General features: G+C 48.8%; 15 protein-coding genes and 1 pseudogene. 12 read left to right on the top strand and 4 right to left on the bottom strand.

Features of this window, described 5'->3' with window-relative positions:
- Positions 1-66: 66 nt before the first annotated feature.
- Complete coding sequence (locus ACY0JR_RS15695) at positions 67-1,533, top strand: sodium:solute symporter (protein ID WP_462635065.1); 1,467 nt, start codon at positions 67-69, stop codon at positions 1,531-1,533.
- 172 nt (positions 1,534-1,705) lie between these two features.
- Positions 1,706-3,526 (top strand): ABC transporter ATP-binding protein, encoded by a 1,821-nt coding sequence (locus tag ACY0JR_RS15690; protein ID WP_462635064.1) that lies wholly within the window; start codon positions 1,706-1,708, stop codon positions 3,524-3,526.
- 368 nt (positions 3,527-3,894) lie between these two features.
- Here ACY0JR_RS15690 and ACY0JR_RS15685 read toward each other — a convergent pair whose 3' ends face one another.
- Together ACY0JR_RS15685 and ACY0JR_RS15680 are read right to left on the bottom strand one after the other, a co-directional pair.
- Positions 3,895-5,322, bottom strand: a complete 1,428-nt coding sequence (locus ACY0JR_RS15685; protein WP_462635063.1) for a SusD/RagB family nutrient-binding outer membrane lipoprotein — start codon at positions 5,320-5,322, stop codon at positions 3,895-3,897.
- A 10-nt stretch (positions 5,323-5,332) separates the two neighbouring features.
- Positions 5,333-8,545: a SusC/RagA family TonB-linked outer membrane protein gene (locus ACY0JR_RS15680; RefSeq protein WP_462635062.1), complete on the bottom strand. Its 3,213-nt coding sequence runs from the start codon at positions 8,543-8,545 to the stop codon at positions 5,333-5,335.
- Positions 8,546-9,465: 920 nt separating this feature from the next.
- Between ACY0JR_RS15680 and ACY0JR_RS15675 the strand changes: the two are divergent.
- The 9 genes and pseudogenes from ACY0JR_RS15675 to argH all read left to right on the top strand — a co-directional run.
- Positions 9,466-10,011, top strand: a pseudogene (locus ACY0JR_RS15675) (GNAT family N-acetyltransferase); the annotation flags it as partial.
- 133 nt (positions 10,012-10,144) lie between these two features.
- On the top strand, positions 10,145-11,341 hold the full coding sequence (gene argG, locus ACY0JR_RS15670) for an argininosuccinate synthase (RefSeq protein WP_462635061.1): 1,197 nt from the start codon (positions 10,145-10,147) through the stop codon (positions 11,339-11,341).
- Positions 11,328-12,320: an N-acetyl-gamma-glutamyl-phosphate reductase gene (gene argC / locus ACY0JR_RS15665; RefSeq protein ID WP_462635060.1), complete on the top strand. Its 993-nt coding sequence runs from the start codon at positions 11,328-11,330 to the stop codon at positions 12,318-12,320. The genes argG and argC overlap by 14 nt, the downstream gene beginning before the upstream one ends.
- Before the next feature lie 291 nt (positions 12,321-12,611).
- On the top strand, positions 12,612-13,745 hold the full coding sequence (locus tag ACY0JR_RS15660; RefSeq protein WP_462635059.1) for an aspartate aminotransferase family protein: 1,134 nt from the start codon (positions 12,612-12,614) through the stop codon (positions 13,743-13,745).
- Positions 13,746-13,824: 79 nt separating this feature from the next.
- Positions 13,825-14,778: a Rossmann-fold NAD(P)-binding domain-containing protein gene (locus ACY0JR_RS15655; RefSeq protein WP_462635081.1), complete on the top strand. Its 954-nt coding sequence runs from the start codon at positions 13,825-13,827 to the stop codon at positions 14,776-14,778.
- A gap of 167 nt (positions 14,779-14,945) precedes the next feature.
- Positions 14,946-15,743 (top strand): acetylglutamate kinase, encoded by a 798-nt coding sequence (gene argB, locus ACY0JR_RS15650; protein ID WP_462635058.1) that lies wholly within the window; start codon positions 14,946-14,948, stop codon positions 15,741-15,743.
- A gap of 133 nt (positions 15,744-15,876) precedes the next feature.
- Positions 15,877-16,698 (top strand): pyrroline-5-carboxylate reductase, encoded by an 822-nt coding sequence (gene proC, locus ACY0JR_RS15645; protein WP_462635057.1) that lies wholly within the window; start codon positions 15,877-15,879, stop codon positions 16,696-16,698.
- 228 nt (positions 16,699-16,926) lie between these two features.
- A complete protein-coding gene (locus ACY0JR_RS15640; protein WP_462635056.1) occupies positions 16,927-17,991 on the top strand; it encodes a M20 family metallo-hydrolase in 1,065 nt (354 codons plus the stop codon).
- Position 17,992: 1 nt separating this feature from the next.
- Positions 17,993-19,324 (top strand): argininosuccinate lyase, encoded by a 1,332-nt coding sequence (gene argH, locus ACY0JR_RS15635; RefSeq protein ID WP_462635055.1) that lies wholly within the window; start codon positions 17,993-17,995, stop codon positions 19,322-19,324.
- 460 nt (positions 19,325-19,784) lie between these two features.
- Here argH and ACY0JR_RS15630 read toward each other — a convergent pair whose 3' ends face one another.
- Positions 19,785-21,185, bottom strand: a complete 1,401-nt coding sequence (locus tag ACY0JR_RS15630) for a high affinity choline transporter 1 (RefSeq protein ID WP_462635054.1) — start codon at positions 21,183-21,185, stop codon at positions 19,785-19,787.
- 230 nt (positions 21,186-21,415) lie between these two features.
- Between ACY0JR_RS15630 and ACY0JR_RS15625 the strand changes: the two genes are divergently transcribed.
- The gene (locus ACY0JR_RS15625) at positions 21,416-22,540 is read left to right on the top strand and encodes a T9SS type A sorting domain-containing protein (protein ID WP_462635053.1); all 1,125 of its coding nucleotides are present in this window, start codon (positions 21,416-21,418) and stop codon (positions 22,538-22,540) included.
- Positions 22,541-22,914: 374 nt separating this feature from the next.
- On the opposite strand, the gene ACY0JR_RS15620 is transcribed toward ACY0JR_RS15625, so the two are convergent.
- Positions 22,915-25,002: an insulinase family protein gene (locus ACY0JR_RS15620; protein WP_462635052.1), complete on the bottom strand. Its 2,088-nt coding sequence runs from the start codon at positions 25,000-25,002 to the stop codon at positions 22,915-22,917.
- Between the last annotated feature and the right edge of the window lie 70 nt (positions 25,003-25,072).

The raw sequence follows: 25,072 nt of genomic DNA, 5'->3' as shown, positions 1-25,072 counted from the left end.
ACACTCAAAACAGCTTCTTTCCCGTACTTTTGTGCGCCTTTCCCTAAAACAGGCGTAAAACGTGCCATGTCTCCACTTTTAATCCTCGGCATCATTGCCGGATATTTTTTTCTTCTGCTAGCGGTTTCCTTCGTCACAAGCAAGAAAGACGAATCTACCACGGCCTTTTTCCTGGCTAACCGAGATTCGCCGTGGTATGTGGTGGCGTTTGGCATGATTGGCACTACGCTCTCAGGCATCACGTTTGTGTCTATTCCGGGCATGGTGGAGAAGACCGGGTTCACGTATCTGCAGATGGTGCTGGGCTACGCGTTGGGCTATCTGGTGATTGGGCTGGTGCTCTTGCCGCTGTATTACCGCCTACGGCTGGTTTCCATTTACACGTACCTGGAACAGCGGTTCGGGTTCTGGTCTTACAAAACTGGAAGCGCCTTTTTCCTGCTTTCCCGCACCATGAGCGCGGCGCTACGCCTCTATCTGGTGGCGGGCGTGTTGCAATTGGCGGTGTTCAGGCCGTTGGGAATTCCGTTTGCGGGCACAGTAGGCATCACCATTGCGTTCATTTGGGTCTACACGTTCAGGGGCGGCATGAAAACCATTATCTGGACCGATACCATCCAGACCCTGGCCATGCTTTTGTGTCTGGGACTCTGCATTTGGGTGGTTTCTGAGGAACTGAGCCTTTCGTTTACGGGCATGGTAGACACCATCAGCCAAAGCCGCTACGGGCAGGTGTGGGAGTGGGACGCCAAAGCTCCTAATTTCCTGCTGAAGCAACTGGTGGCCGGTACCTTTATCACCATTGCCATGACCGGGCTAGACCAGGACATGATGCAGAAAAACCTGAGCTGCCGCAACCTGCCCGAAGCCCAGAAAAACATGTTCTGGTTTACGGTCATCCTCTTGATAGTGAACTTGCTGTTCCTGTGCTTGGGCGCGTTGCTGTATCTCTACGCCTCCCAGAAAGGCATTCTGCTTCCCGCCAAAGGCGATGACGTGTTCCCTGAGCTGGCCTTACATCACTTTCCGTCTATAGCAGGCTTGGCGTTTATCTTAGGCATTACCGCTATTACCTACGCCTCCGCTGACTCGGCGCTTACTTCGCTCACTACCGCTTTCTGCGTAGATTTCCTGCATTTCGAGCATCGGCCAGAGGCCGAACGCATTCGATACAAGAATTGGGTGCACCTGGGTTTCTCCGTGCTGCTGCTCGTAGTGATTCTGCTGTTCAGGCTGTACAATGACGCAAGCATTATTGCCACGCTCTTTACGTTGGTGGGCTACACGTATGGCCCGCTGCTGGGCTTGTACAGTTTCGGGTTACTGACCAACCGCGCGTTGAAAGACAAAGTAGTGCCATATATTGGTGTGTTGTCGCCGGTACTCACGTATGTGCTGAGCGCCAATTCGCAGGAGTGGTTCTGGGGCTACCAGTTTGGGTTTGAGGTACTGCTGCTAAACGGTCTGCTCATGTTTCTGGGGCTGTGGCTTGTGTCTGGCCGCAAAACCGAGAGCGGTCACTTATCCGTTTAGGAAGTCAGGTAGAATACCTACCTTTGCGGGTTGCTTTCTCTGAAAAGGCTGGTTTGTTCTGGTTTTGGCCCTATTTTCCTGAAACTCGTACTAAAACAGCAAAACATCACGTAGAAAGCTTTCTGTGGCCGTTTACCTGCGGCCCAACCTATACCTAACCAGTAAGTACTACATGGCAAAACGAGGATTCGGGCCGGGAGCGGCTGCCGAACTTGACACCGAAGGCAAACCCAGATTGAACAAAGAAAGTCTGCGCCGCGGCCTTCAAATATTTAGATTTCTTCTTCCCTATAAAACCAAGTTTTACATAGGCTTGGCATTTCTGCTGTTCTCTAGCTTAACGTTCATGGCTTTTCCGGCCGTGACGGGCATGTTGCTGGATGCCGCCGTGGGTAAACCGAATGCCTTTACACAAGACATTGACTACATGGCGCTGCTGTTGTTCGGCGTGATTGCCTTGCAGGGTATTTTCTCTTTCTTCCGGGTATATTTCTTTGCCCAAGTAAGCGAAAACGCCATCGCCGACATCAGGTCGAGTCTGTACACGCAGTTCATGGGGCTGCCGCTTACCTTCTTTGAGCAGCGCCGCGTGGGCGAAATCACCAGCCGCATCACCTCAGACGTGAGTTACATCCAGGACGGTTTCTCCATTACCTTGGCCGAGTTGTTCCGTCAGGTGACTACTTTGCTGGTGGGCATCGGGTTTATCATGTTCATCTCCGTGAAGCTTTCACTGTTTATGCTGGCCACGTTTCCGGTGCTGGTCATTTTAGCCATGGTTTTCGGGAAACGGCTCAAAAAGCTGTCGCGCAAAACCCAGGACGAACTGGCGGTTACCAACGTGATTGTAGAGGAAACCTTACAGGCCATTCAGGTAGTGAAGGCTTTCACTAATGAGCTTTTTGAGATTAACCGCTACAAACAAGCGCTGAACCGTTCGGTGAAGACGGCCATTACCACCTCTTTTTATAGAGGTGCCTTTATCTCGTTTATCATCATTGGTCTCTTTGGTGGCATCATTCTGGTGATTTGGTACGGCGCCACTCTAGTACAACGCGGCGAACTGTCTTTCGGTGACCTGACCTCCTTTATATTATATACCACCTTCATTGGGGCTTCCGTAGCGGGCTTAGGCGATTTATACGCCAAGATTCAGGTATCTATTGGCGCTTCTGACCGCATTCTAGAAATTCTGGACCAACCCGTAGAACAAGCCGATTTAGGGCATCCGGGTTCAGCTACGGTACGCTTCAACGGAAATGTGCGTTATGAGCACGTGGGTTTCTCCTACCCTACCCGCCCCGATTTGCCGGTGCTCCAGAACATCCATTTTGACATTAGAGCCGGCGAGAAGATTGCCTTGGTGGGTTCCAGCGGAGCCGGTAAATCGACCATTGCGCAGTTGCTCATGAAGTTTTACAAAATTGACCAGGGCGCTATCTACGTTGACGGTCAGAACATCAACAACCTGCATCTACATGACTTACGAGGCAACCTGGGCATTGTACCGCAGGAAGTGCTGCTCTTCGGGGGCACCATCCGGGAAAACATCGCCTACGGCAAACCAGACGCTACGGATGAAGAAGTACTTCTGGCAGCCCAGAAAGCTAATGCTCTGCAGTTCATTCAGTCCTTCCCAGAAGCCTTTGGCACCGTAGTAGGCGAACGCGGCATCAAACTTTCCGGTGGTCAGCGCCAACGCATTGCCATTGCCCGCGCCATTCTCAAAGACCCTGCTATTCTCATTCTGGATGAAGCCACCAGCTCCCTTGACTCTGAATCTGAAATGCTGGTACAAGAAGCCATGGATGAATTGATGAAGAACCGCACTACCATCATTATTGCCCACCGTCTGGCTACCATTAGAAAAGTAGACAAGATTCTGGTGATTGACAAAGGCCAGATTGTAGAGCAAGGCTCGCATGAAGAACTGGCCCATAACCCAGAAGGAATCTATGCTAATCTGCTCAGACTACAGTTTGATGTGCATTAGAAAGCCCGCCTGCAAAAGCGTCTGATCACTTTTCTGATTAAACTTCAAATGCCTGCCCTATCTGCAACTTACCAGATAGGGCAGGCATTTTACTTTTCTTTTGCTTCTACCTGCAAGCTTTCTGGCGCAAGCGTCCGCTTATGTCCCCACGCATATCTGATCTGCTCAATAGGGACACAAGTGGACGCTTGCGCCAGAAGGTGCCTAGCCTAAGATGGAGGACTTTTAGGCGATTTAGTATTACAAGGTGGTTTATAGGGTGGAAAAGCCAAAGAACCTTTAAAGCAAGGTTGTAAGGGCATAAAAAAAGCTCTAGCAGATACCTGCTAGAGCTTTTACTTTTTAGGTTTCTTAAACCAGTGTTTTACTTAGAATTTATCCCAGAATACTTTAGAAGTAACGGTATTACCGCCAATGGCTGCTGAGGCCGCTTTCGCATTCTCTCCATTACTGTTCATCTCTGTAGTTGGGTACGTCAAACGGAGTGGAATTTCGCTGATTCCCAAGGCTGGCTTCACCAAGTTTGGAGCATCTAATCTTCTCCATTCTTTCCACCCTTCTACAGGGTTATTGTACAAGGCTAGCCATTTCTGGGTACCAATTTTCTGTTTGAAGGTTCCAGGCGCGGTCATGTAGTTCACGGTAGGCTGCGCAATATAAGCGGTTGCTTCTGCTTCAGTACCACCCCACTCCATAATAGAGGCAGTAATACCGGCATTATAGTGCCCCATTGCGGTTCCGCCAACTGCAAATCCTCTTTCTACAGCTTCAGCCAATAAGAATTCTACTTCTGAATAAGACAACAGCATTCCTGGGTTGGTTGGGCTTTCCAGAATTGTACCTGGCGCAGAGTTCGCGCTATAGGAATTTGGCGCTCCGTAGGTTCCTCCTTTGAATGTTCCGTTCTCCAATGGCTTGAAGTATTCATTTCTTCTTGGATCATTTAGAGCATTCATTCTATCAATGATAGTATTTGCCCCCACAAAGTCAGCTCTACCACTCTGTACTAAGTCTGTCCAAACAGGGTTCGTGTTTGGCGTAGTAGCCAGGTAGGTTATATCTGCACTTTGGGCGTTTGAAGAAATCAGATTAGTGGAAGCTGCTTCTACCATTATTTTGGCTTTGGCAGGATCCACGTCAGCTAACGTCATTCCTAACCGCAGTTTCAGTGAATTTGCAAATCTCACCCAGTTAGGAACATTACCGCCGTAGATCAAATCAGCAGCACCTAAACCCGTAGCAGTAGCATCAAACATACCAATGGCTTTGTCTAAGCGCACCACCAGATCAGCATAGATGGCAGCATCATCATCGTACTTAGGCAGTACCGTGTTGATATCTAGCGCTTCTGAGTAAGGAACATCTCCAAAGGTGTTTACCAGCACAGACCAGGCATATACTTCTAACACCTCAATAGAAGCCAGTTGGTTTGCTTTCACTTTGGCGTCAAGTATGTTGTCTGCTGTTATGATCGTCTTTGCCTCTTTCAAATCACGTAAAACATCACGGTAGAATGGCTCCCAGAAGTTTCTATCCACCTGTCTGGTGGCAATTACAAACTGACTTTCATCTGGGTAAGTAGTTGCCGCCCAGTATTGCGCATAGAACCTGAAGGGGTTGTTATTCACACTGGAGCTGGTGATAATATTAGACAAACTCCGCTCTGCGCTGGTTACCAAAGTTACACCAGGAACCGCTGTGGCGGCTTTCGTATTTATGTTGTAGTCATCTAGGCTATCTACGCACGAGCTGGTGAGTAGCAAAGCTGGAATGCAGAAATATAGTATTCTTTTCATTTTCGCTTAATTAAAATTTGAATCTGATGTTGAACCCAAGGTTACGGGTAGTAGGATAAGAACCAGAGATATACCCTTGTCCTAAGTTACCAGAGCTCAAACCATCTTCTGGATCTGCATATGGTAAGTTTTTGTGGATAATCCAAAGGTTTCTACCTACCAGGGAAACATCAATTCCTGTAAATGGTTTCAATCTTGCCATTAAAACGGCAGGTAATGAATAGCTTAAAGAGACTTCTCTCAGTTTCACAAAGCTAGCATCATAAATGTGGTACTCTTGCGGCATGTAGTAGCCCAAAGTACCTTCGCCGTTAGCTATACGGGTAGTGTTAGGAGTACCGTCTTCCTTAACACCTGGCAAGATAATTCCACCACCTTCTGACAGCGGTGAACGGGACGGATTACCCAAGTCGTTCAGCTGAGTGGTTTCCTCATACAGACCAGTACCAAAACCGTAGTAGTTATCCAAAGAGAATACATCTCCGCCTTGGCGAACATCTACCAGGAAGTATAAAGAAACGCCTTTGTAGTTCAGGGTGTTAGACACACCACCTCTCCAGTTGGCATTTGGATCACCAATCTCAGTGTTTGGAACAATCACATACAAACCGTCTTCATCCACTACCCTCTGGCCGTCTTTATACTCAAAGCCACCGCCACGCAGCATACCAAACGGACGACCTACGGTTGCATTGGAAGACATACCACCTTGGTAGGTAGCTAAAGAGATGTTTTGAACACCTTCATACAGTGAAAGAACCTCATTTCTGTTTCTAGACCAGTTCACATTCATGGTCCAGGAGAAATTATCGTTTTTCACAGGAGAAATAAAGGCAGAAACCTCAATACCCTTGTTTTCTACCTCACCGGAGTTCACGAACGTAGAATTGTAGCCGGTGGCAGTGGAAACACTTACTGGTAAGATTTGGTCAACAGTGTTAGTTCTGTACACGGTCAAGTCAAATCCTAATTTTCCTTGCAGGAAGGCCATTTCTAAGCCAGCCTCAACACTCTTGGTTCTTTCTGGTCTCAGGTTCTGGTTGTTTTTTGTTCCAACCACAGAGAACAAAGGAGTAGAACCCCAGGCAGTTGGTTTGTCATATACATCATAAATAGAAAGAGCCGGAGCATCATTACCTACTTCTGCATAGTTCAAACGAACTTTACCATAGCTTAACCAAGGCAACGTCTCTTTCAATGTTTCTGAGAAAACGTAACTGGTGGCAATAGAAGGATAGTAGAACACATTGTGTGGAGACAATAAAGTGGTAGACTTATCTCTTCTTCCAGTCAAGTCTAAGAAGACAGTTTCTTTGTAACCAACGGTGGCACTGGCAAAGACACCATCAACTCCCGTTCTTACTTCACTTTCTGTTGGGGCGGTGATTGGGCTTACAGAGTTAGAAAGAGAATACAGTTTTGGTACCACTAAGCCACCATTGGTCTGTGCGAAGATGGAGCTTTCATAGTTTCTGCGCATGTTGGCACCAATCAAACCAGATAAACTTACATCGCCACCCGCTACCATTTTATTGAAGTTAGCGATCAGGTCATAGTTAAACTCTCTTGCAGTTCTGTTGAAACGGGAGTATGCCGCAACACCAGAGCTACCAACAGCATTTCTTTCCTCCTGCATTTCATCATAAGAGTCTAGAGTAACTCTACCCATTAAGTTAAACCAATCGGCAAACTTGTAGGTAGCAGATACATTACCGAAATAACGGTAACGCTCATCGTTCTCGTAGTTCTCATAACGCACCCAGTAAGGGTTGTCAGAATAGATTGGTCTTAAGTCTGTGGCACTACGAGGGTTCCAGGTGATGTTTTGTCTGTTCCGGAAATAAGCCTCTTTTTGTTGTTTCAGGTCAACGTTGGTTTGCCACCATTGTCTGAACTGCTGCATTGGGTTGAAAGAGCTATAACCAGTTCCATACCGGCCCAAGCCGTTCACTTTGGAAAAGTTCACAGAGGCACTGGTAGTCAGTTTAGGCGACACATTGTAAGTAGCCGCAAAATTGATCATGTTCTTCGTCAGGTTACTGTTGGGCAGAATCCCTTTATCTTCGTTTCTGGTGAAACCAAGTTTAAAGCTACCATTGTCGTTTCCGCCGTCTAAGATGATGCTGTTGTTTACAGAAACCGCATTTTCAAAGAAGTAGTTGGGGTCGTTTTCAGCACCTATCCAAGGAGTGGCCTGACGGTACTGAGGGGAAGTCGGGTCTAACGAGTTCCACTGGTACACCATCAAAGTTGGGTCAAAAGGAGCACCGTAAGAGGCATCTTCGGTGAAAGGAACCACTAGATCTGGCACACCGTCTCCGTTCATATCCCGTTCGTTGAAGTAAGCATCTTCATCTGGGCCATAGATTGCGCCATAACCAGCACCATACTGTTTCTGGTATTTAGGAGCAGTGCTTTTATCAACAAAGCCCATAGTTACCCCATTGTTCATGGTGATTCCAAGACCTCTTCTACCTTTTTTGGTAGTGATCATGATCACACCGTTAGCGGCGCGGGAACCATACAAGGCAGTCGCAGCAGCACCTTTCAGTACGCTCATAGACTCAATGTCATCTGGGTTGATGTCAGCAGCAGCGTTACCATAGTCATAACCACCACGACCAGTTCTCTGGTTAGCACTGTTGGTATTCGCGTTACTGATTGGAACGCCGTCTACCACAAATAGCGCCTGGTTGTTACCCGTGATTGATTTGGTACCACGCATTACCACGTTGGTGGAGCCACCCATGGTGTTGTTCTGCGTGATGTTCAAACCAGCCACTTTACCAGCCAGTGAGTTTACCGCATTAGGGTTACGTGCAATGGTAAGGGCTTCCCCTTGTACTTGCTGTGCAGCATAAGGCAGAGAGTTCTTGGTTCTTTCAGCACCCAAGGCCGTAACTACAACTTCTTTTAATTGCTCCGCATCAGTTGCCAATCTCACATTGATTGTAGATTGAGTCCCAATAGGCATTTCCAAGTTTGTGTACCCAATAAAGGTAAACACGAGTGTACCGCCGGCAGAAGGCACACTAATCGTATAACTCCCATTGACATCCGTTGGGACAGCCGTGGTGCTTCCTTTGAGTTGGACTGTCACCCCTGGCATTCCTTCACCAGTGGCAGCATCAGTCACCCTTCCTGTGATAGTCCTATTCTGTGCTGCGGCTTCTTGCAAGACCACCGAGAACAGAAAAAGAACCAATAGTAAGATTTTCTTCATGTTTGGTTGTAGTTAGGTTTAAAGATTTGTTAATGAAACGTTAATATAGAAAAAATTATTGGTTAGATACAAGAATACTTTACCACGGCATCTACAAAGAAAAATCAGTTTTTAAACAGACTTTATAGTAAAGCAACCAGCACATGGACATAAAGAGGGAGGTAGAAAAAAGTGTATTTTTGGCTTCCAGAACCAAAACAAACAACAATAAGGCAGATCAAGTCACTATTTTATGCGTTTTAGCTGCCTTACTGAATATTGATTCAGAAACGTTTATACGCTGGAATCTTAATAGCCGCAACAAACAATGTTGTCCTTTCCAAAGCACCTATTATCTAACTAACATTTGTGTTAACTGAACAAAGAGGAGAGTTTGCTGTTAACAATACGTTAAAACGCTATAATAGATTTGGTAAAATATATTTAATCAATAAAGTACAATTCTAAACCTACAAGCTAGAAAGACTGAATCAATCTATTATCTATCAAACAAGCTTCTACTTCCATAAATTTTTGGCAAAAAATAAACCAAAACATTGCTTGTTTCGTTTTTTATACGAAACATTTGCATAGAGACTCCAAAGCAGAAGTCTCATTACTATTTCTATATTTATTAGTTAAGTCAATGAATAAAAAGTCGCTTTTATCAGTTGTGCCCACAACGGTAAAACGCTCCGTTTTCAGGAGTGCGCTTTTTTCTGTTCTTCCCAGAACAGTTTTTTGTGAACCTATTTACCTTACCCGATCCAGGCGCTAGGCCACCGGCTCAGGTTGTGAGTTACAACTAACCCGGATGCACTCCTGTATACCAACTTTTAGGTTGGTAGCAGCACCCCTATCTTTTTGTTTATTTTTCAATACATATAGCGATGCGTACATACGCTTTGGCTGTAGAATTGCAGCCTATTGCACCTGTTTCCATGGAAACTTCAACTAACGCTTTCACTGTAGTGGTTGCTACAGAAGAGCACACCCCTTTTGCGCAGCAGATTTGCGATGAAATGGAGTCCTCGGCGAAAGCACGCGGCACCGGTATCGCGAAGCGCTCCCCAGAGTATGTGGCGCAGAAAATGCGGGAGGGCAAAGCTGTCATCGCGTTTGACGCTGAGGGCAACTGGTCTGGCTTCTGCTACATTGAAACCTGGGGTCACGGCGAGTACGTGGCCAACTCAGGATTGATTGTATCGCCGCACTTGCGCAAGAGCGGTTTGGCTAAACGCATCAAGCAGAAGGTGTTTGAACTGTCGCGCACCAAGTACCCTAAGGCGAAAATCTTCGGGTTAACCACGGCACTGGCGGTCATGAAGATCAACTCAGACCTGGGCTATCGGCCGGTAACCTATTCAGAACTAACAGATGACGAGGAGTTCTGGAAAGGCTGCCGCAGCTGCGTGAACTTTGACATTTTAACGGCCAAGAACCGCAGCAACTGCCTGTGCACGGCTATGCTTTATGTTCCGCCTAAGGCGGATAATGAGTGATTGAATGGTTGAATGAATGAGAGAACAAAAAGAATCAATTCTCTCATTCATTCAACCATTCAATCACTCACTAAAATACTCTCTCAATCATTTATTCTCTCAATCACTCATTACATCCATGAAAAAAGTAGTTCTCGCGTTCAGTGGCGGCTTAGACACATCTTTTTGTGTGAAGTACCTGCTGGAACAAGGTTATGAAATCTATTCAGCCATTGTGAATACCGGCGGCTTCTCAGAAGAGGAGTTGGCGGAGATTGCCCTAAGGGCTGAAAATTTGGGCGTGGCCCATCACGTAACCTTAGACGAAACCGATAACTACTATCAGTCTTGCCTTAAGTATCTTATCTTCGGTAATGTACTGAAGAACAATACCTATCCGCTTTCTGTGAGTGCCGAGCGCATCTCACAGGCGGTAGCTATTGCCAAATACGCGCAGGAGATTGGTGCCGAAGCCGTTGCGCACGGTAGTACCGGCGCTGGTAACGACCAGGTACGTTTTGACATGGTATTCAATATTCTGGTGCCTAACGTGCAGGTGATTACTCCTATTCGCGACCTGAAATTGTCTCGCGAGGAGGAGATTGCTTACTTGAAAGAGCGGGGCGTGGAGATGGACTTTCAGAAGGCGCAGTACTCTATCAACAAAGGTATCTGGGGAACCTCAGTGGGCGGCAAGGAAACCTTGACTTCGCATCAGGCGCTTCCAGAATCTGCTTACCCTACGCAACTTTCTAAAGAAACGCCAGAGCGCATTACGCTGCACTTTAAGAATGGTGAGCCTGTTGGATTGAACGACGAACTATTTGACAACCCAGTACACGTGATCCAAAAGCTACAGGAGATTGCGGGTGGCTTCGCCATTGGTAGAGACATTCACGTGGGTGATACTATCATTGGGATTAAAGGCCGAGTTGGTTTTGAAGCGGCGGCGCCGATGGTGATTATCAAAGCACACCATGCGCTGGAAAAACATACGTTAACCAAGTGGCAGTTGTACTGGAAAGACAGCTTGGCTACCTGGTACGGTAACTGGATGCACGAAGGCCAGTTTCTGGACCCCACCATGCGCAACATCGAGACGTTCCTCACCGATACACAGAAAACCGTAACTGGTAAAGTACACGTTCTGCTGGCACCGTACCGCTTCCAGGTAGAAGGAATTGAGTCTGAGCATGATTTGATGTCCTCTAAATTCGGTTCGTACGGCGAGATGAACAACGCCTGGACCGGCGAAGATGTGAAAGGTTTCTCCAAGATTTTCGGGAACCAGACCATGATGTACCGCTTAATCAACGGCGAAGATGGCGCAGAGTAATCTTATAAAAGTGGGCATAGTAGGTGGAGCAGGCTACACCGGTGGTGAGCTGCTTCGGCTGCTGGTGCACCACCCGCATGTACAGATAGCTTTTGTGCACAGCAACAGCCAGGCTGGCAAACCAGTAACAGATACACACACCGACCTACTAGGTGATACAGACTTAGTCTTCACCAATGAATTAGTCACTGATGTAGACGTTCTGTTCCTTTGCGTAGGTCACGGCGATGCTAAGAAGTTCTTAGACGCCAATCCTATTCCGGATGAGGTAAAGATCATTGACCTGAGCCAAGATTTCCGCTTAACGGCGAAGTCTTCTTTGGGTAATCGTTCCTTTGTGTACGGCTTGCCAGAGCTAAACCGTGAACAAATCAAAACGGCGGACAACGTGGCGAACCCAGGTTGCTTTGCTACGGCTATTCAGTTGGCTTTGCTTCCACTGGCTCAGAATGGTTCTTTGCCTCAGGAAGTGCACGTTAGCGGCATCACCGGCTCTACCGGTGCGGGGCAGAAACTAGCGGAGACCTCACATTTTAGCTGGCGTAATAACAATATCTCCAGCTACAAGGTATTCGGGCATCAGCATTTGCATGAAATTACGGAGAGCTTGCAATTGTTGCAAAGCAACTTAGACACTGCCATCCGCTTTGTACCGTATCGCGGGAACTTCAGCCGGGGCATTATGTGCACTACGTATCTGCGCTCAGACCTGAGCCTGGAGGAAGCACAGCAGTTATACAGGCAGTTCTACCAGGGGCACCCGTATACCCTCATCACGTCTCAGAACCCAGATTTGAAACAGGTGGTCAATACGAACAAGTGCCTCTTATATATAGAAAAGCACGATGACCAGTTAGTCATCACCAGCATGATTGATAACCTGCTTAAAGGGGCCTCGGGCCAAGCCGTGCAGAACATGAACCTGCTGTTCGGGCTGGAGGAAAGGGCTGGCTTGCAGTTGAAAGCTATTGGGTTTTAGAACAATACGCTGGCGCGAGCGCCCTGCTCGTATCCGCACGTATTGTTATCCTGTAAGGATCATGTGGGCGAATTAGAATAGGCTTCTTCAGGCGTTTCTACCGCTCGATAACAAGATCTTTCCAAAATGACAATAACAGTAGCGTTTTCCGGCATACGTGCTGACACGAGCGGGACGCTCGCGTCAGCGATTGAATACAGAATTTGGAATAGCCGCTTTTAGGTTGTTTTCAGAAAATTAGACCAAAAACAGAAATCGTGTTACGCAGTTCGTGATACGTGCTACCACACTATGAACCTCTTTGACGTTTATCCTCTCTTTGATATAACACCGGTACGCGCCCTTGGCTCCAAGCTTTGGGACGAGAACGGTACTGAATACCTGGATTTATACGGCGGCCATGCTGTAATTTCCATCGGGCATAGTCACCCACATTATGTGAAACGGTTAACTGACCAGTTGAACAACATGGGCTTCTACTCTAACTCAGTGAAGATTCCGCAGCAACAGGAACTAGCCGATAAACTGGGCAACCTGAGTGGCTACGAGGATTACCAGTTGTTCCTGATTAACTCAGGCGCTGAGGCAAATGAGAATGCCCTGAAACTGGCCTCGTTTCATACCGGCCGCAAGAAAGTGATTTCCTTCAGCAAGTCGTTCCACGGAAGAACTTCGGCGGTAGTGGCCGCCACCGATGACCGCAGTATTGTGGCACCGGTGAATGAGACCGAAAACATCTTGTTTCTGCCCTTCAATGATACTGCTGCTGTAGAAGAAACCCTGGCTACCAACCAGGTGGCTGCCATCATCATTGAAGGCATACAGGGTGTGGGCGGAGTAAACATTCCTACCACGCAGTTTCTGCAGGATTTGGAAAAACTAGCCAAGAAACACGGTGCGCTGCTGATACTTGATGAAATTCAATCGGGTTACGGGCGTTCTGGTAAGTTCTTCGCGCATCAGCACGCGGGCATCAAGCCAGATTTGATTACCATCGCCAAAGGCATGGGCAATGGCTTCCCGGTAGCGGGTGTTTTAATTTCACCTGAAATACCAGCCAAGCACGGCATGCTGGGTACCACCTTCGGGGGAAATTACCTGGCTTGTGCCGCTTCTTTGGCGGTTCTTGAAGTGATGGAGCAGGAAAATTTAATAGATAACGCTGCTAAAATGGGCGATTATCTCATAGAAAAAGCTAGAGCGTTGCCAAGCGTGCGTGAAGTTCGAGGCCAAGGCCTGATGGTGGGTATTGAGCTGGAAACTCCTTGCGCTCCCCTCCGCAAAGCCCTGCTAGACGAGTACCGCATCTTCACCGGCTCCGCGTCCAACAAAAACACCATCCGTATTCTGCCCGCCCTGAATGTGACGCAAGCTGAGCTGGATAGATTCCTAAACGCATTTGCTGATTTAGTATCACGTAGCTAGTAGCACGTATCAAGATTTTAGATTTTTATTAACCATGTGTCGTGATACTTGATACCCGATACATGATACCTCATATATGATGAAGCAATTCACCTCCGTTCACGACGTAGTAGATTTAGAGGCACTGGTGCGGGAAGCACTGGTATTGAAACAACATCCGTACGCTCATGAGAGCCTGGGCAAACATAAAACTTTGGGGCTTATTTTCCTGAATCCTAGCTTACGGACGCGTCTCAGCACACAGAAAGCGGCGCAGAGTCTAGGCATGAACGTGATGGTCATGAACATGGGCCAGGAAGGCTGGGCGCTAGAAACCCAGGACGGCGCCATTATGAACGGCACCACCGTGGAACACATCAAAGACGCTGCTGCCGTAATGGGTCAGTACTGTGATGTGCTGGGCATGCGCTCCTTCCCGAAGCTGCAGAACGTAGAAGAAGATTACTCCGAGGAGATTCTGAAGAAGTTCATCCAGTACGCCAACGTGCCGTTCGTAAGTTTAGAATCTGCCACCCGTCACCCTCTACAGAGCCTGGCAGACTTAATCACCATCACCGAACACGCTCCGCAAGGCCGTCGTCCAAAGGTGGCCTTAACCTGGGCTCCGCACGTAAAAGCGTTACCACAGGCTGTACCGAACTCTTTTGCCGAGTGGATGTGCGCGGCAAATGTAGACTTCGTGATTACGCACCCTGAGGGCTACGAACTGGACCCGCAGTTCACCAACGGCGCTACCATCATACACAACCAACAAGAGGCTTTAGAAGGTGCAGACTTCATCTACGTGAAGAACTGGTCTACCTACCAGCCTTACGGACAAGTTCTCACGCAAGATGCCAGCTGGATGCTCACGAACCAGCACCTGGTTAATACCAACAACGCCAAAGTGATGCACTGCCTACCCGTTCGCCGCAACGTGGAACTCAGCGATGAAATACTGGACGGACCGAACTCCTTAGTAGTAAATGAAGCTGCTAACCGCGAGTTTGCCGCTCAGGCCGTATTGAAACGGTTGCTAGAAAGCATCCAATAATAGTCCCCCCCTCTTTGTCATCCTGAAAGGATCTTGTGGGCGAACGGTAGTAGCGCTTAGAAAGAGCCTGTCTAGTTCGCCCACAAGATCCTTTCAGGATGACAAAGAGAATGACTTTTATTGATTAGGAAAAAAGTCTAGAATCTAACATCTAGTATCAAACCACAGTGTCTACTAAAATCAACGTCATTAAAATTGGGGGAAACGTAATGGACAACCCAGCCCAGCTAGATCAGTTTTTAACCGACTTTGCTGCCATCCAGGGCCCCAAAGTTCTGGTACACGGAGGCGGTAAAATCGCTTCTGAACTGAGTAAGCAGCTAGGCATTGAACCCAATATGGTGAACGGACGCCGCATTACAGATGCAGATACGCTGCGGGTGGTCACCATGGTGTACGGAGGGTTGCTGAACAAAAACCTAGTAGCGCAACTGCAAGCAAGAGGCTGTAACTCTTTGGGTCTTACTGGTGCCGATGCTAATGTAATTCCAGCGCACAAGCGGGTAGTGAAAGACATTGACTATGGCTTTGTAGGTGATGTGGAAAGCCCTGAGCAAGTGAACGTAACTTTCCTGGCCTCCTTAGCAGAACAGGGCCTTACTCCCGTTTTCGCGGCACTCACGCATGATGGACAGGGCAACATGCTCAACACCAACGCAGATACGATTGCCTCTACCCTAGCCATTGCCTTGAGCCACCAGTTTGAGGTAAACCTGATCTATTGCTTCGAGAAGAAAGGTGTGCTGCTGGATGTAGAAGATGAAAACAGCGTCATTCACCACCTGCAACCAGACTATTACGCAGACCTGAGAGAGAAAGGCGTCATCTTCGCGGGTATGCTTCCTAAGCTGGACAACGCGTTTGCGGCACTGGAGCAAGGAGTAAAAGCAGTAATTATCGGAGATGCGGCAGAGATTCAGGACATTGCCGCTGGCGGAAAGGCAGGAACCAGGATTACGCTGTAGCATATAACAACTCATTTTAGACTTGTTTTCTTGAAAACTGCCTCAAAACAGCAGCACTTATTAGTGAATCTGTTTTCTTGCAGAAGTTCAATACTGATTTACAGCCACTACTAAGGCTTAACCCTATAAAACCATGAGTAAACAGTACAAGAAAATAGCCATTCTAGGCGGCGGTAACATGGGCATCGCGCTGGCCAAGGGCATGGTGGCCTCCGGTAAATACCGCGCTGAGGACATTACTCTCACCCGCCGCAATACGAAGGCACTGGCTGCGCTGGTGGAGCTGGGCTACAAAGTTTCCAGCAACAACGCCTTGGCTGCGTCGGAGGCCGACATCATTGTGCTGAGCATCCTTCCGCAGCAACTAGACAGCGTGTTGGACAACATCTCCGAGAGCGTTGACCCAAGCCGCCACTTGTTTATCTCCATCGTAACCGGTGTAGCCGTGACCGATATCATCAGCCGCTTAGGGAAAGTGGTGGAAGTGGTGCGTGCCATGCCCAATACTGCCATTGCCATTAGAGAATCCATGACTTGTATTGCGAGCAAAAATGCCTCAGTCCAAAATATGGAACTGGTAAAGGAAATCTTCTCGGCCGTAGGCGAAACCGTGGAGATTGAAGAAGAACTCATGTCTTCAGCAACAGCGTTGGTGGCCTGCGGTATTGCTTTTTTTCTTCGTTCTATTCGCGCGGCGGCCCAAGGCGGCACAGAGATTGGCTTCCACGCCGGTGATGCGTTGCGCATGGCAGCCCAAACGGCGAAAGGTGCGGCTTCGTTGTTACTGCACTTCGGGAGTCACCCTGAGAATGAGATTGATAAGGTAACCTCACCCAAAGGTTGCACTATTGCCGGTCTGAACGAGATGGAGCACAACGGCTTCAGCTCGGCCATGATTAAAGGCATCAAAACCTCAGCCAATAAGGCGGAGAAGTTGTATACAGATGATAAGTAGAGACCAGGCACCGCCTTGTCTCCACGCATTGCTGTTACTGCCCTTTTTTTCGGAAAAGTAGCTAGAAATGCACCATCAGCAGATGTAAACATCCCCCTTCGCCCCCTTCAAATGGGGAATATCGGGTAGTGTACCTATTGTGTATGATCAACCTACTATGACGCGGAAGTTACTTCCGTGCCTTGCCAATAAAAGTCACGGAAGTAACTTCCGCGCCATACATTATAAATGAATAACACCTTATACCAAGACGCTTTAAGCTTGCTCCAGCAATTGATCTCGATTCAATCGTTCAGCCGCGAGGAAGAAGGAACAGCGGAGGCAATTTCGCAGTTCTTGCAAGCCAGAGGCGTTGAGATTCACCGTAAGCAGAACAACGTTTGGGCGTTTAACAAGCACTACAACCCTGCTTTTCCTACAGTACTGTTGAACTCGCACCATGACACCGTGAAGCCTCATCCTAGCTGGACCTTTGACCCGTTTACGCCTACGGTGCAAGACGGAAAACTCATAGGCTTGGGCAGTAATGATGCGGGCGGCTGTTTGGTATCACTCATTGCAACCTTCCTCCACTTCTATGAGCGTCAGGATTTAACCTATAACCTCGTGCTGGCGGCTACGGCTGAGGAAGAAATCTCGGGAAGAAACGGCATTGAACTGTTGTACCCGGAACTGGGCGCGGTGGAATTTGCTATTGTAGGGGAACCTACCCAGATGCATTTAGCCGTGGCCGAAAAAGGTTTAATGGTCCTGGATTGCGTGGCCCACGGCAAAGGCGGCCATGCTGCCCGTGAGGAAGGCTTGAATGCTATCTATGAGGCTTTGCCCGATATTGAGTGGTTCCGCACGTTCCGTTTCCCGAAGGAGTCCAGCTTCTTGGGGCCCATCAAGATGAGCGTTACCATCATTCAAGCAGGTTCACAGCATAATGTAGTGCCTGACCAATGTACCTTTACGGTAGATGTTCGCATGACTGATGCCTACCAGCCTGAAGAAGTGTTGAGCATCATTCGGGAGCACGTGAAAAGCGAAGTTACTCCACGCTCTACCCGTTTACGTCCATCGTCCATTGACCAGAATCATCCCATTGTGCAGTCGGGTATCAAGTTGGGCCGGAACCTGTACGGCTCCCCTACTACCTCCGACCAAGCACTGCTCAACATTCCATCAGTGAAAGTTGGTCCCGGTGACTCAGCGCGGTCGCATACCGCCGATGAATACATTTACCTTTCAGAATTAGAAGAGGGCATTGCCCTTTACATACAATTATTGACTCCTGTTATTACCGCTTAGCATGAAACTCTGGCAGAAAGAAACCTCCGTCGCACAGAATGTAGAAAAGTTCACCGTGGGCAAAGACGCCGAAATGGACTTACAATTAGCTCCTTTTGATGTGCTGGGTTCGCTGGCACACACGCGCATGCTGGAGAGCATAGGGCTGATGGAGCCGGAAGACTTGGCTGCCGTGCAGCGCGAACTCAAGGAGATTTACCAAAGCATAGGGCGCGGCGAATTTGAGATAGAGCCGGGTGTGGAAGACGTGCATTCACAAGTGGAGCTGCTCCTGACCCGTAGGTTAGGTGAGGCAGGCAAAAAGATTCACAGCGGCCGTTCCCGCAACGACCAGGTGTTGGTGGACCTGAAGCTGTTCATCCGGCATGAAATCCGTGAGACAGTGGAAGCGGTGCACACGTTATTCAATACCTTGCAGGAACTCAGCGAACAGAACAAGCACATTCTGCTACCAGGTTACACGCACTTACAGGTGGCTATGCCATCTTCCTTCGGACTGTGGTTTGGCGCGTACGCCGAAAGCCTGGTAGATGACCTGCAAATCTTGCAAGCGGCTTACAAAATCAGCAATAAGAACCCGCTGGGCTCGGCGGCTGGTTACGGCAGCTCCTTCCCGCTCAACCGCCAGATGACGACCGATTTGCTGGGCTTCGAGGCGCTGAATTACAATGTAGTGTACGCGCAGATGGGCCGTGGAAAGACGGAACGCAGCGTGAGCATGGGCCTGGCCTCCCTTGCTAGCACCCTCGGCCGAATGGCCATGGACGTGTGCCTGTACATGAGCCAGAACTTCGCCTTCGTGACGCTGCCCGATCAGCTGACCACCGGCTCCAGCATCATGCCGCATAAGAAAAACCCCGATGTGTTTGAAATTATGCGCGGCAAGTGCAACCGCCTGCAAGCCCTGCCCACCGAGATTCAGATGCTACTAGGCAACTTACCTTCCGGTTATCACCGCGAACTACAGTTGCTTAAAGAAAGCTTCTTCCCGGCCTTTGGCGAAATCAGGAACTGCCTGGAGATGATGACCTTCATGCTGCCGCATCTGAAGCTGAATGAAGACATTCTGAAAGATGATAAATACCAGTACCTCTTCAGTGTGGAAGTGGTGAACAACCAGGTACTCAGCGGCGTGCCGTTCAGAGATGCTTACAAGAACGTGGGCCTAGCCATTGAGAAAGGTGAGTTTACCCGTCCAGAAACGTTGAATCACACGCATGAAGGCAGCATAGGAAACCTTTGTACTGAGCAGATCAAAGGCTTGATGGAGGATGTGCTGAGCGGCTTCCAGTTTGAGAAAGTAGACAAAGCGATTGCACAGTTGCTGGCGTAAATCGTTTTTGGCACGTTTTGCTTAAAACGGGTTCAAAACGCAGTAGCCCTCACAGATTTCAAACATCTGTGAGGGCTTTTTCTTTTACACATTCGCTGGCGCGAGCGTTCCGCGCGTGTCCGTACGCATTTTTGAAATTATTGCTGTGCTCTTTTCATGTCATCCTGAAAGGATCTTGGTAGCGAACTAAAAAAACGATAAAGAAGTGTCCTTACAGTTCGCTCACAAGATCCTTTCAGGATGACAGAGAGGGTTGTGCTGGGTTATGAAATTATCAACTTACCAAGATTGCGTGCGGACACGCGCGGAACGCTCGCGCCAGCGAAGGGAATAAAGAAGCTTTCCTAGTAAAGTGCCAAGAAATGAAAAACGTTATGTTTTGGAGAACCTCAGCGGAACAGTATTCTGTCACAGCACTTCTGTTTTCAATCTACCTCCTGAGAAAAGGCACTAAATTGTATTAGTGGACTTCTGATTCGCTAGTGGCAAGGCTTTGGGGTGAGGTTAGCATTCCTACCAAATATCCCAGCACACTTCCTGCCAACCCATACCACATAGGCTCTATCTCAGTACCAGAAACACGGCAAAAAAGCCAAGCGCCCATTCCCAGCACCATCGACAAGATAGCGGCTGCCGCTGAGGTCTTCCTGAGGTAAATGCCGGCCACCAGCGGCACCAGCAGACTCACTAAACTAAGTGCCGACGACTCACTCACCAGTTCATGGATGTTATTTCTGGACAAGGCAAAGCCTAGGGAGATAATGGATACAATCAATACGCTTCCCCTTGACAGGGCCAGCAGCTTTTTATCGGTGATATCTTTGAAGAACGGGCGCAGTAGGTTCTCGCTCAGAATAGACGCGGGGGCCAGAATGGCACCGCTGGCGGTACTGATGATGGCTGAGATCAAGGCTCCAAAGAACAGCACTTTGATGACCATGGGGCTTGTGCCCAGGATTAACCCGGGAACCAACATCTGGGCATCTGCTCCGGCCAGTTGCGGGTGCAATACTTTGGCATAAAGCGCCAGTACTAAGGGCAACAGCGCTACCGTCACGTACAACAAAGCGGCCAACAAAGAAGCGCTCACCGCCACCTTCTCGGATTTAGACGACATTACCCGCTGAAACACATCCTGCTGCGGAATAGAACCTAACCCTATGGTCATCCAAAGGGCCAGATAGTTAAGCCAACCTGTAAAGGAGGTGCCCGTTTTGGGCGTGATTCTGTGAAAGTTTGCCGGAAGCGTGGCTGTTACTTCTGAGAAAGGTTTATCGCGCATCACCCACCAGGTGACAATTACCAGGCCCAGAATAATCATGATGGTTTGCAGGTAATCGGTGACGCTCACGCTCCACATGCCACCAAAGTATGTGTATAGCACCACCAGAAAACTCCCGATTAAAATACCCTGTACCAGTGTGGTGCCCAGCAGCAGATTAAACGAAATACCCAAGGCCACCATTTGCGCGGCCACCCAACCGAAGTAGGAAATCACGAGGCAAAACGAGGCAATGATCTCGGTGGTACGGCCGAACTTGACGCGGTAAAAATCGCCGAAGGTAAGTAGGTTCATGCGGTACAGCTTCTTGGCGAAGAACAGCCCCACCAGCACCAGGCACAAGGCCGCGCCCAATGGGTCTTCCACCATACCAATCAGCCCTTCTTCGGCTACTTCGGCGGATGCTCCTAAAATGGTCTCTGACCCGAACCAAGTGGCAAATACCACGGCTGTAGCCATGGGCAAAGGCAGAGCGCGACCGGCTAGCATAAAGTCTGCCGTGTTGTGCACCCGGCGGGCGGCCCAAAGTCCTAAAACCACATTCAGAACCAAGTACAGCAGAACGAAGAAGATGAGCATAGACAGGTGAATTGCCTTTCAGGCCTTGTTTCTGGAAAACACGCTAGAACCAGAAAGCAAGATAGAATATTTCACTTGTTTTTAATTTTCGCCTTGTGGCTTTGGTAGGCCTGCTACAACATACATTATTTCTAATACCTAGATTATCGCAGGTCTTTTTGTTTGTAAATCCGTATTAATTAATAACTTACTTGCGCCTTACGTATTCCTGAAATTCTACGCTGTTTTATATGAAATTACCCCTACTACTTACAAAGGCAAGAATCTTATCTCTGCCAATCGTATTCCTTTTCTTCATTCTGGCTTCTTTTTCTGCGCAGGCTTCGCACATAAAAGGCGGGACCATTTACTACAAAAGCGACACCACCGCAGCCCGTAACCCTCTGAGGTATTTCTTCACGCTGGTTACGTACAGCGTGGCCCCGCCTCCCTTTGAAGACCTAGAAGCAACGCTTTACTTTGGAGACTGCACAAGCCAGCGGGTGGCAAGAGCCTCCAGAACCCTGGTCTCTGATGGGCAAAACGGCACGTTTGTGAATATTTACAGGTTTGAGCATATCTATGCCGGATCGGGCACCTATACGGCTACTTATTCTGTAGGGAGCCAAAGTGGCATTGTAAATATCGCTTCCTCTCATAAACCTGACTTCTTTTTGCAAAGTACCCTCACCGTTGATCCGCTCTTGGGGGCCAACAGTTCACCTGTTTTTCAGTTCACCCCAACGGAGGCTCCAATACGGAACCGGGCCTTTGTGCACAATTCTGCGGCTACAGATGCTGACGGAGATAGCCTTTCGTTTAAGTTGGTGCTTCCGAAAACCTCTAATGGAGCTACCTCCTGCGGAAATCCTATAGGGGTGACAACTCCCGGTATAAGCGGCTTGGAGAATTTCCTGGGCAGTCTAGATCCCACTAGTCCGGCTGGTTTGACCCTGAACAGAAACACTGGCTTGTTAACATGGAACTCCCCCCGCATGCAAGGCACCTACAATGTGGCCATAATGGTAGAAGAATGGCGCAACAACCGTCTTATTGGTACGGTGGTCAGAGATATGCTTCTCTACGCGCTGGAAAACCCTCCGGTGGTAACCGGAGTTTCTGAGGAATGGCAACAGCAGGTTTCTACCTATCCAAACCCGGCCTCTTCTACGTTGACCCTGAAGGTACCTGATTTTCTGCAACTGCGGGGAACCGAGGTACTGAACGCACTTGGTAAGCCGGTGGTGCTGCCTGCGCCAACAAGATCAAAAGAGGGTTGGGTGTACACGGTAGCTGGTTTGCCCACCGGCTTTTACTTGCTCCACCTAAGAACCTCTCAGGGGAAAATGGTGCACAAGTTCATTGTGGGGCAATAAGCTGCAGGCTGTTTTTGGCCTGAACTTTTGAATACGGCTTAGAAACAAAACATCGAATCCTCGCTCGCCTCTGGCGAGTATGTGCTACGTGCGGCCTCTGGCCGAATCATGGAAGCGTTAAATAACGAAAGTAGCGGCGGGACGCCGCAGGTCGCTCACACTCGCCAGAGGCGAGCGAGTGACATCATTCCAAGGCATCTGTATTTAACCCGAATTTCAAAATACAGCTAGAAAACAAGACGACGTTTAAACGGAGCCTTCGGAAGGACTAGCCAACTAGCAGCAGCTAAATTCTTTTGCACATCACCGCAAAAAAGAAAGGGAGCAGACCAATGGCCTGCTCCCTTTCTTTTGAAGATAAAAGAAACGTTCGCTTAGTTGAAATCAGCGGTAGTTACGCCTTCGTTCACTTTTACGGTTTTGGCTTTCATCTCCATCACTTGCTGCTGGCCTCCGGCAGATACCGTAAGGGTTTGCGTGTGGGGGTACAGAATGCTACCTACCTTTTTGTAATCACTGAACTCAGTGGTGGTGTTGATGGTCATGTTGTTGGCGGTGGTGGCGTCTTCGGTTTTCACCAGAAGTTTGCTGGACATGTCATAATACTCGGTTTTGGTTTTACCGGTAGGGTACGTGATAGCCACCTTGTACGCATCTGAACCGTTTACTTTTTCTACGCCTTTCACCTCGGCTTTGAACGCAGGGTTGTTCAGGTAATCTAACTGTTCAAACAAGTTCGTAACCACGTTCTTCTCCTTGATTTCCTCGGGAGTCATGGTTTTCTTCTGGCCCATTTGCTCCTGGTAACCAACCTTTCCGTTGAATCTGGTTTTCATCACGGGGTTTCCGCCCATAGACATGGTCATGGCTTCCAGGTTGGGGGCCATGGCTTTGGTTTCCACGTCCAGAGAGGCACCCTGCATCTGAAGGTTCATGGCCGAAACAATGGATTTCACTTTCTTCACTTCTTCTACTCCGCCCAATGCTTTCAGGTAGTTGTTGAATACCTCTGTGGCTTTCACGTTAGTGGCGGCAGAGGAAGAAGCGCCGGCCGTAATGGGGTTGGCGAACACGTCATATTGCTTTACCGGGAAGTTCAGCTTTTTAAGTCCGTCGGTCATCTGCGAAGCGTTGCCCACAATGACTACGCGGGTGTTGCCGCTGTTGAAGTACTTCTGGGCTACCCGCTGAATGTCTTCTTTGGTCACCGCATTCACTTTCTGCAAATAGGTGCGGTAGAAGTCTTTGGGCAAATCATTAATAAGAATGTTACGGGCGAAGGCGGCGGTGCGGCCTTTGTTTTCCAAACCTAACGCAAACGAACCGTTGTACAGGGCTTTGGCGCTGGCTAGTTCTTCATCAGATACTTTCTGGGTACGCAGGGCGTTGATCTCGTTCAGGAATTCTACCACCGCGCTGTCGGTTTTAGCGGTTCTTACCGAAGCCGTGGCCGAAAACGCCGTCTGGAATCTGCCTGCGCCTATGCTGGAGTATGCGCCATACGTGAACCCGTGTTTCTCGCGCAGATTGTTGAACAGGCGGCTTTCAGAACCACCGCCCAGAATTTGGTTCGCCAGCAATACCGGGAAATAATCTGGATGGTTCATTTTCAAATCCACCAGGTTGGTCACCGTAATTTCTGACTGTACCGCGTTGGACATGTCTACCAGGTTGATCTCAGTTTTAGCCGGATTCGGCACGGCCGTTAACGTTGGCAAGGTCAGTTGAGGGCCTTTCAGGTCGTTGAACACCTGTTCGGCTAGTTTCTTAGCGTCATTTGGTTTAATGTCGCCAATAATGGTGAGGTACCCGCGGGAAGGCGTGATGTATTTGGCGTAGGCTTCCTTTACATCTGCCAGGGTCAGGTTCTTGATAGATTCCTCAGTCATGAACTCCCCACTAGGGTGGTTTTTGCCGTAAGCTAACGCATTCACTACTCGGCCAGAAACTGCTTTTACGCTCTTCTCGTTGCTTTTCAAACCGGTTAACATCTGAGACTTCAGCTTCTCAAATGACTCTTGGGTGAAAGCAGGATTCTTCAAGCCTTTGCCCATCAACGCAAAAGCCTGCGGGAAGTAGCGGGTCAGGGCAGCGGCACTTCCGCCGGAGGCGGATAATCCTACCTCGGCTCCCATTTTGTCCACGGCTTCGTCAAACTGGGCTTTGGTCATGTCTTTGGTACCCTCGTTGAGCATCTGGCCCATCAAACTTACCACCCCGGCCTTTTTGCCTTCGGTGATAGGACCCGCGTCTATAAAGTAAGAGGCCGAAACGCGGGGCAGTTTATGGTCTTCCACCACCAGCACGGTAATGCCGTTCTTCAGCTTGAACGTGGCCGGATCTTGCAGCGTAATTGTTGGGGCCGGGCCCGCCGCCGGTTTCTTGGATCTGTCAATGGTTACCTGTGCCTGGGCGTTGAACAGCAGCAGGACACTGGCGGCAATCAAAATATATTTTTTCATGGTTGTTTCTACTTTTTGGCTACGCCGAGGTTCATTTCTTCCCCTCCAGCCCAGCAGTCTTTTTATCTGA

It is taken from the genome of Rufibacter sp. JT3400010, from assembly GCF_054956755.1.
The sequence above is the reverse complement of the archived record's forward strand: the minus strand, read 5'-3'. Positions and strand labels throughout refer to the sequence as shown.

Coding starts and splice junctions, on each gene's coding strand:
- ACY0JR_RS15695 (WP_462635065.1), top strand. CDS start 67: ATGTCTCCACTTTTAATCCTCGGCATCATTGCCGGATATTTTTTTCTT.
- ACY0JR_RS15690 (WP_462635064.1), top strand. CDS start 1,706: ATGGCAAAACGAGGATTCGGGCCGGGAGCGGCTGCCGAACTTGACACC.
- ACY0JR_RS15685 (WP_462635063.1), bottom strand. CDS start 5,322: ATGAAAAGAATACTATATTTCTGCATTCCAGCTTTGCTACTCACCAGC.
- ACY0JR_RS15680 (WP_462635062.1), bottom strand. CDS start 8,545: ATGAAGAAAATCTTACTATTGGTTCTTTTTCTGTTCTCGGTGGTCTTG.
- argG (WP_462635061.1), top strand. CDS start 10,145: ATGAAAAAAGTAGTTCTCGCGTTCAGTGGCGGCTTAGACACATCTTTT.
- argC (WP_462635060.1), top strand. CDS start 11,328: ATGGCGCAGAGTAATCTTATAAAAGTGGGCATAGTAGGTGGAGCAGGC.
- ACY0JR_RS15660 (WP_462635059.1), top strand. CDS start 12,612: ATGAACCTCTTTGACGTTTATCCTCTCTTTGATATAACACCGGTACGC.
- ACY0JR_RS15655 (WP_462635081.1), top strand. CDS start 13,825: ATGAAGCAATTCACCTCCGTTCACGACGTAGTAGATTTAGAGGCACTG.
- proC (WP_462635057.1), top strand. CDS start 15,877: ATGAGTAAACAGTACAAGAAAATAGCCATTCTAGGCGGCGGTAACATG.
- ACY0JR_RS15640 (WP_462635056.1), top strand. CDS start 16,927: ATGAATAACACCTTATACCAAGACGCTTTAAGCTTGCTCCAGCAATTG.
- argH (WP_462635055.1), top strand. CDS start 17,993: ATGAAACTCTGGCAGAAAGAAACCTCCGTCGCACAGAATGTAGAAAAG.
- ACY0JR_RS15630 (WP_462635054.1), bottom strand. CDS start 21,185: ATGCTCATCTTCTTCGTTCTGCTGTACTTGGTTCTGAATGTGGTTTTA.
- ACY0JR_RS15625 (WP_462635053.1), top strand. CDS start 21,416: ATGAAATTACCCCTACTACTTACAAAGGCAAGAATCTTATCTCTGCCA.
- ACY0JR_RS15620 (WP_462635052.1), bottom strand. CDS start 25,002: ATGAAAAAATATATTTTGATTGCCGCCAGTGTCCTGCTGCTGTTCAAC.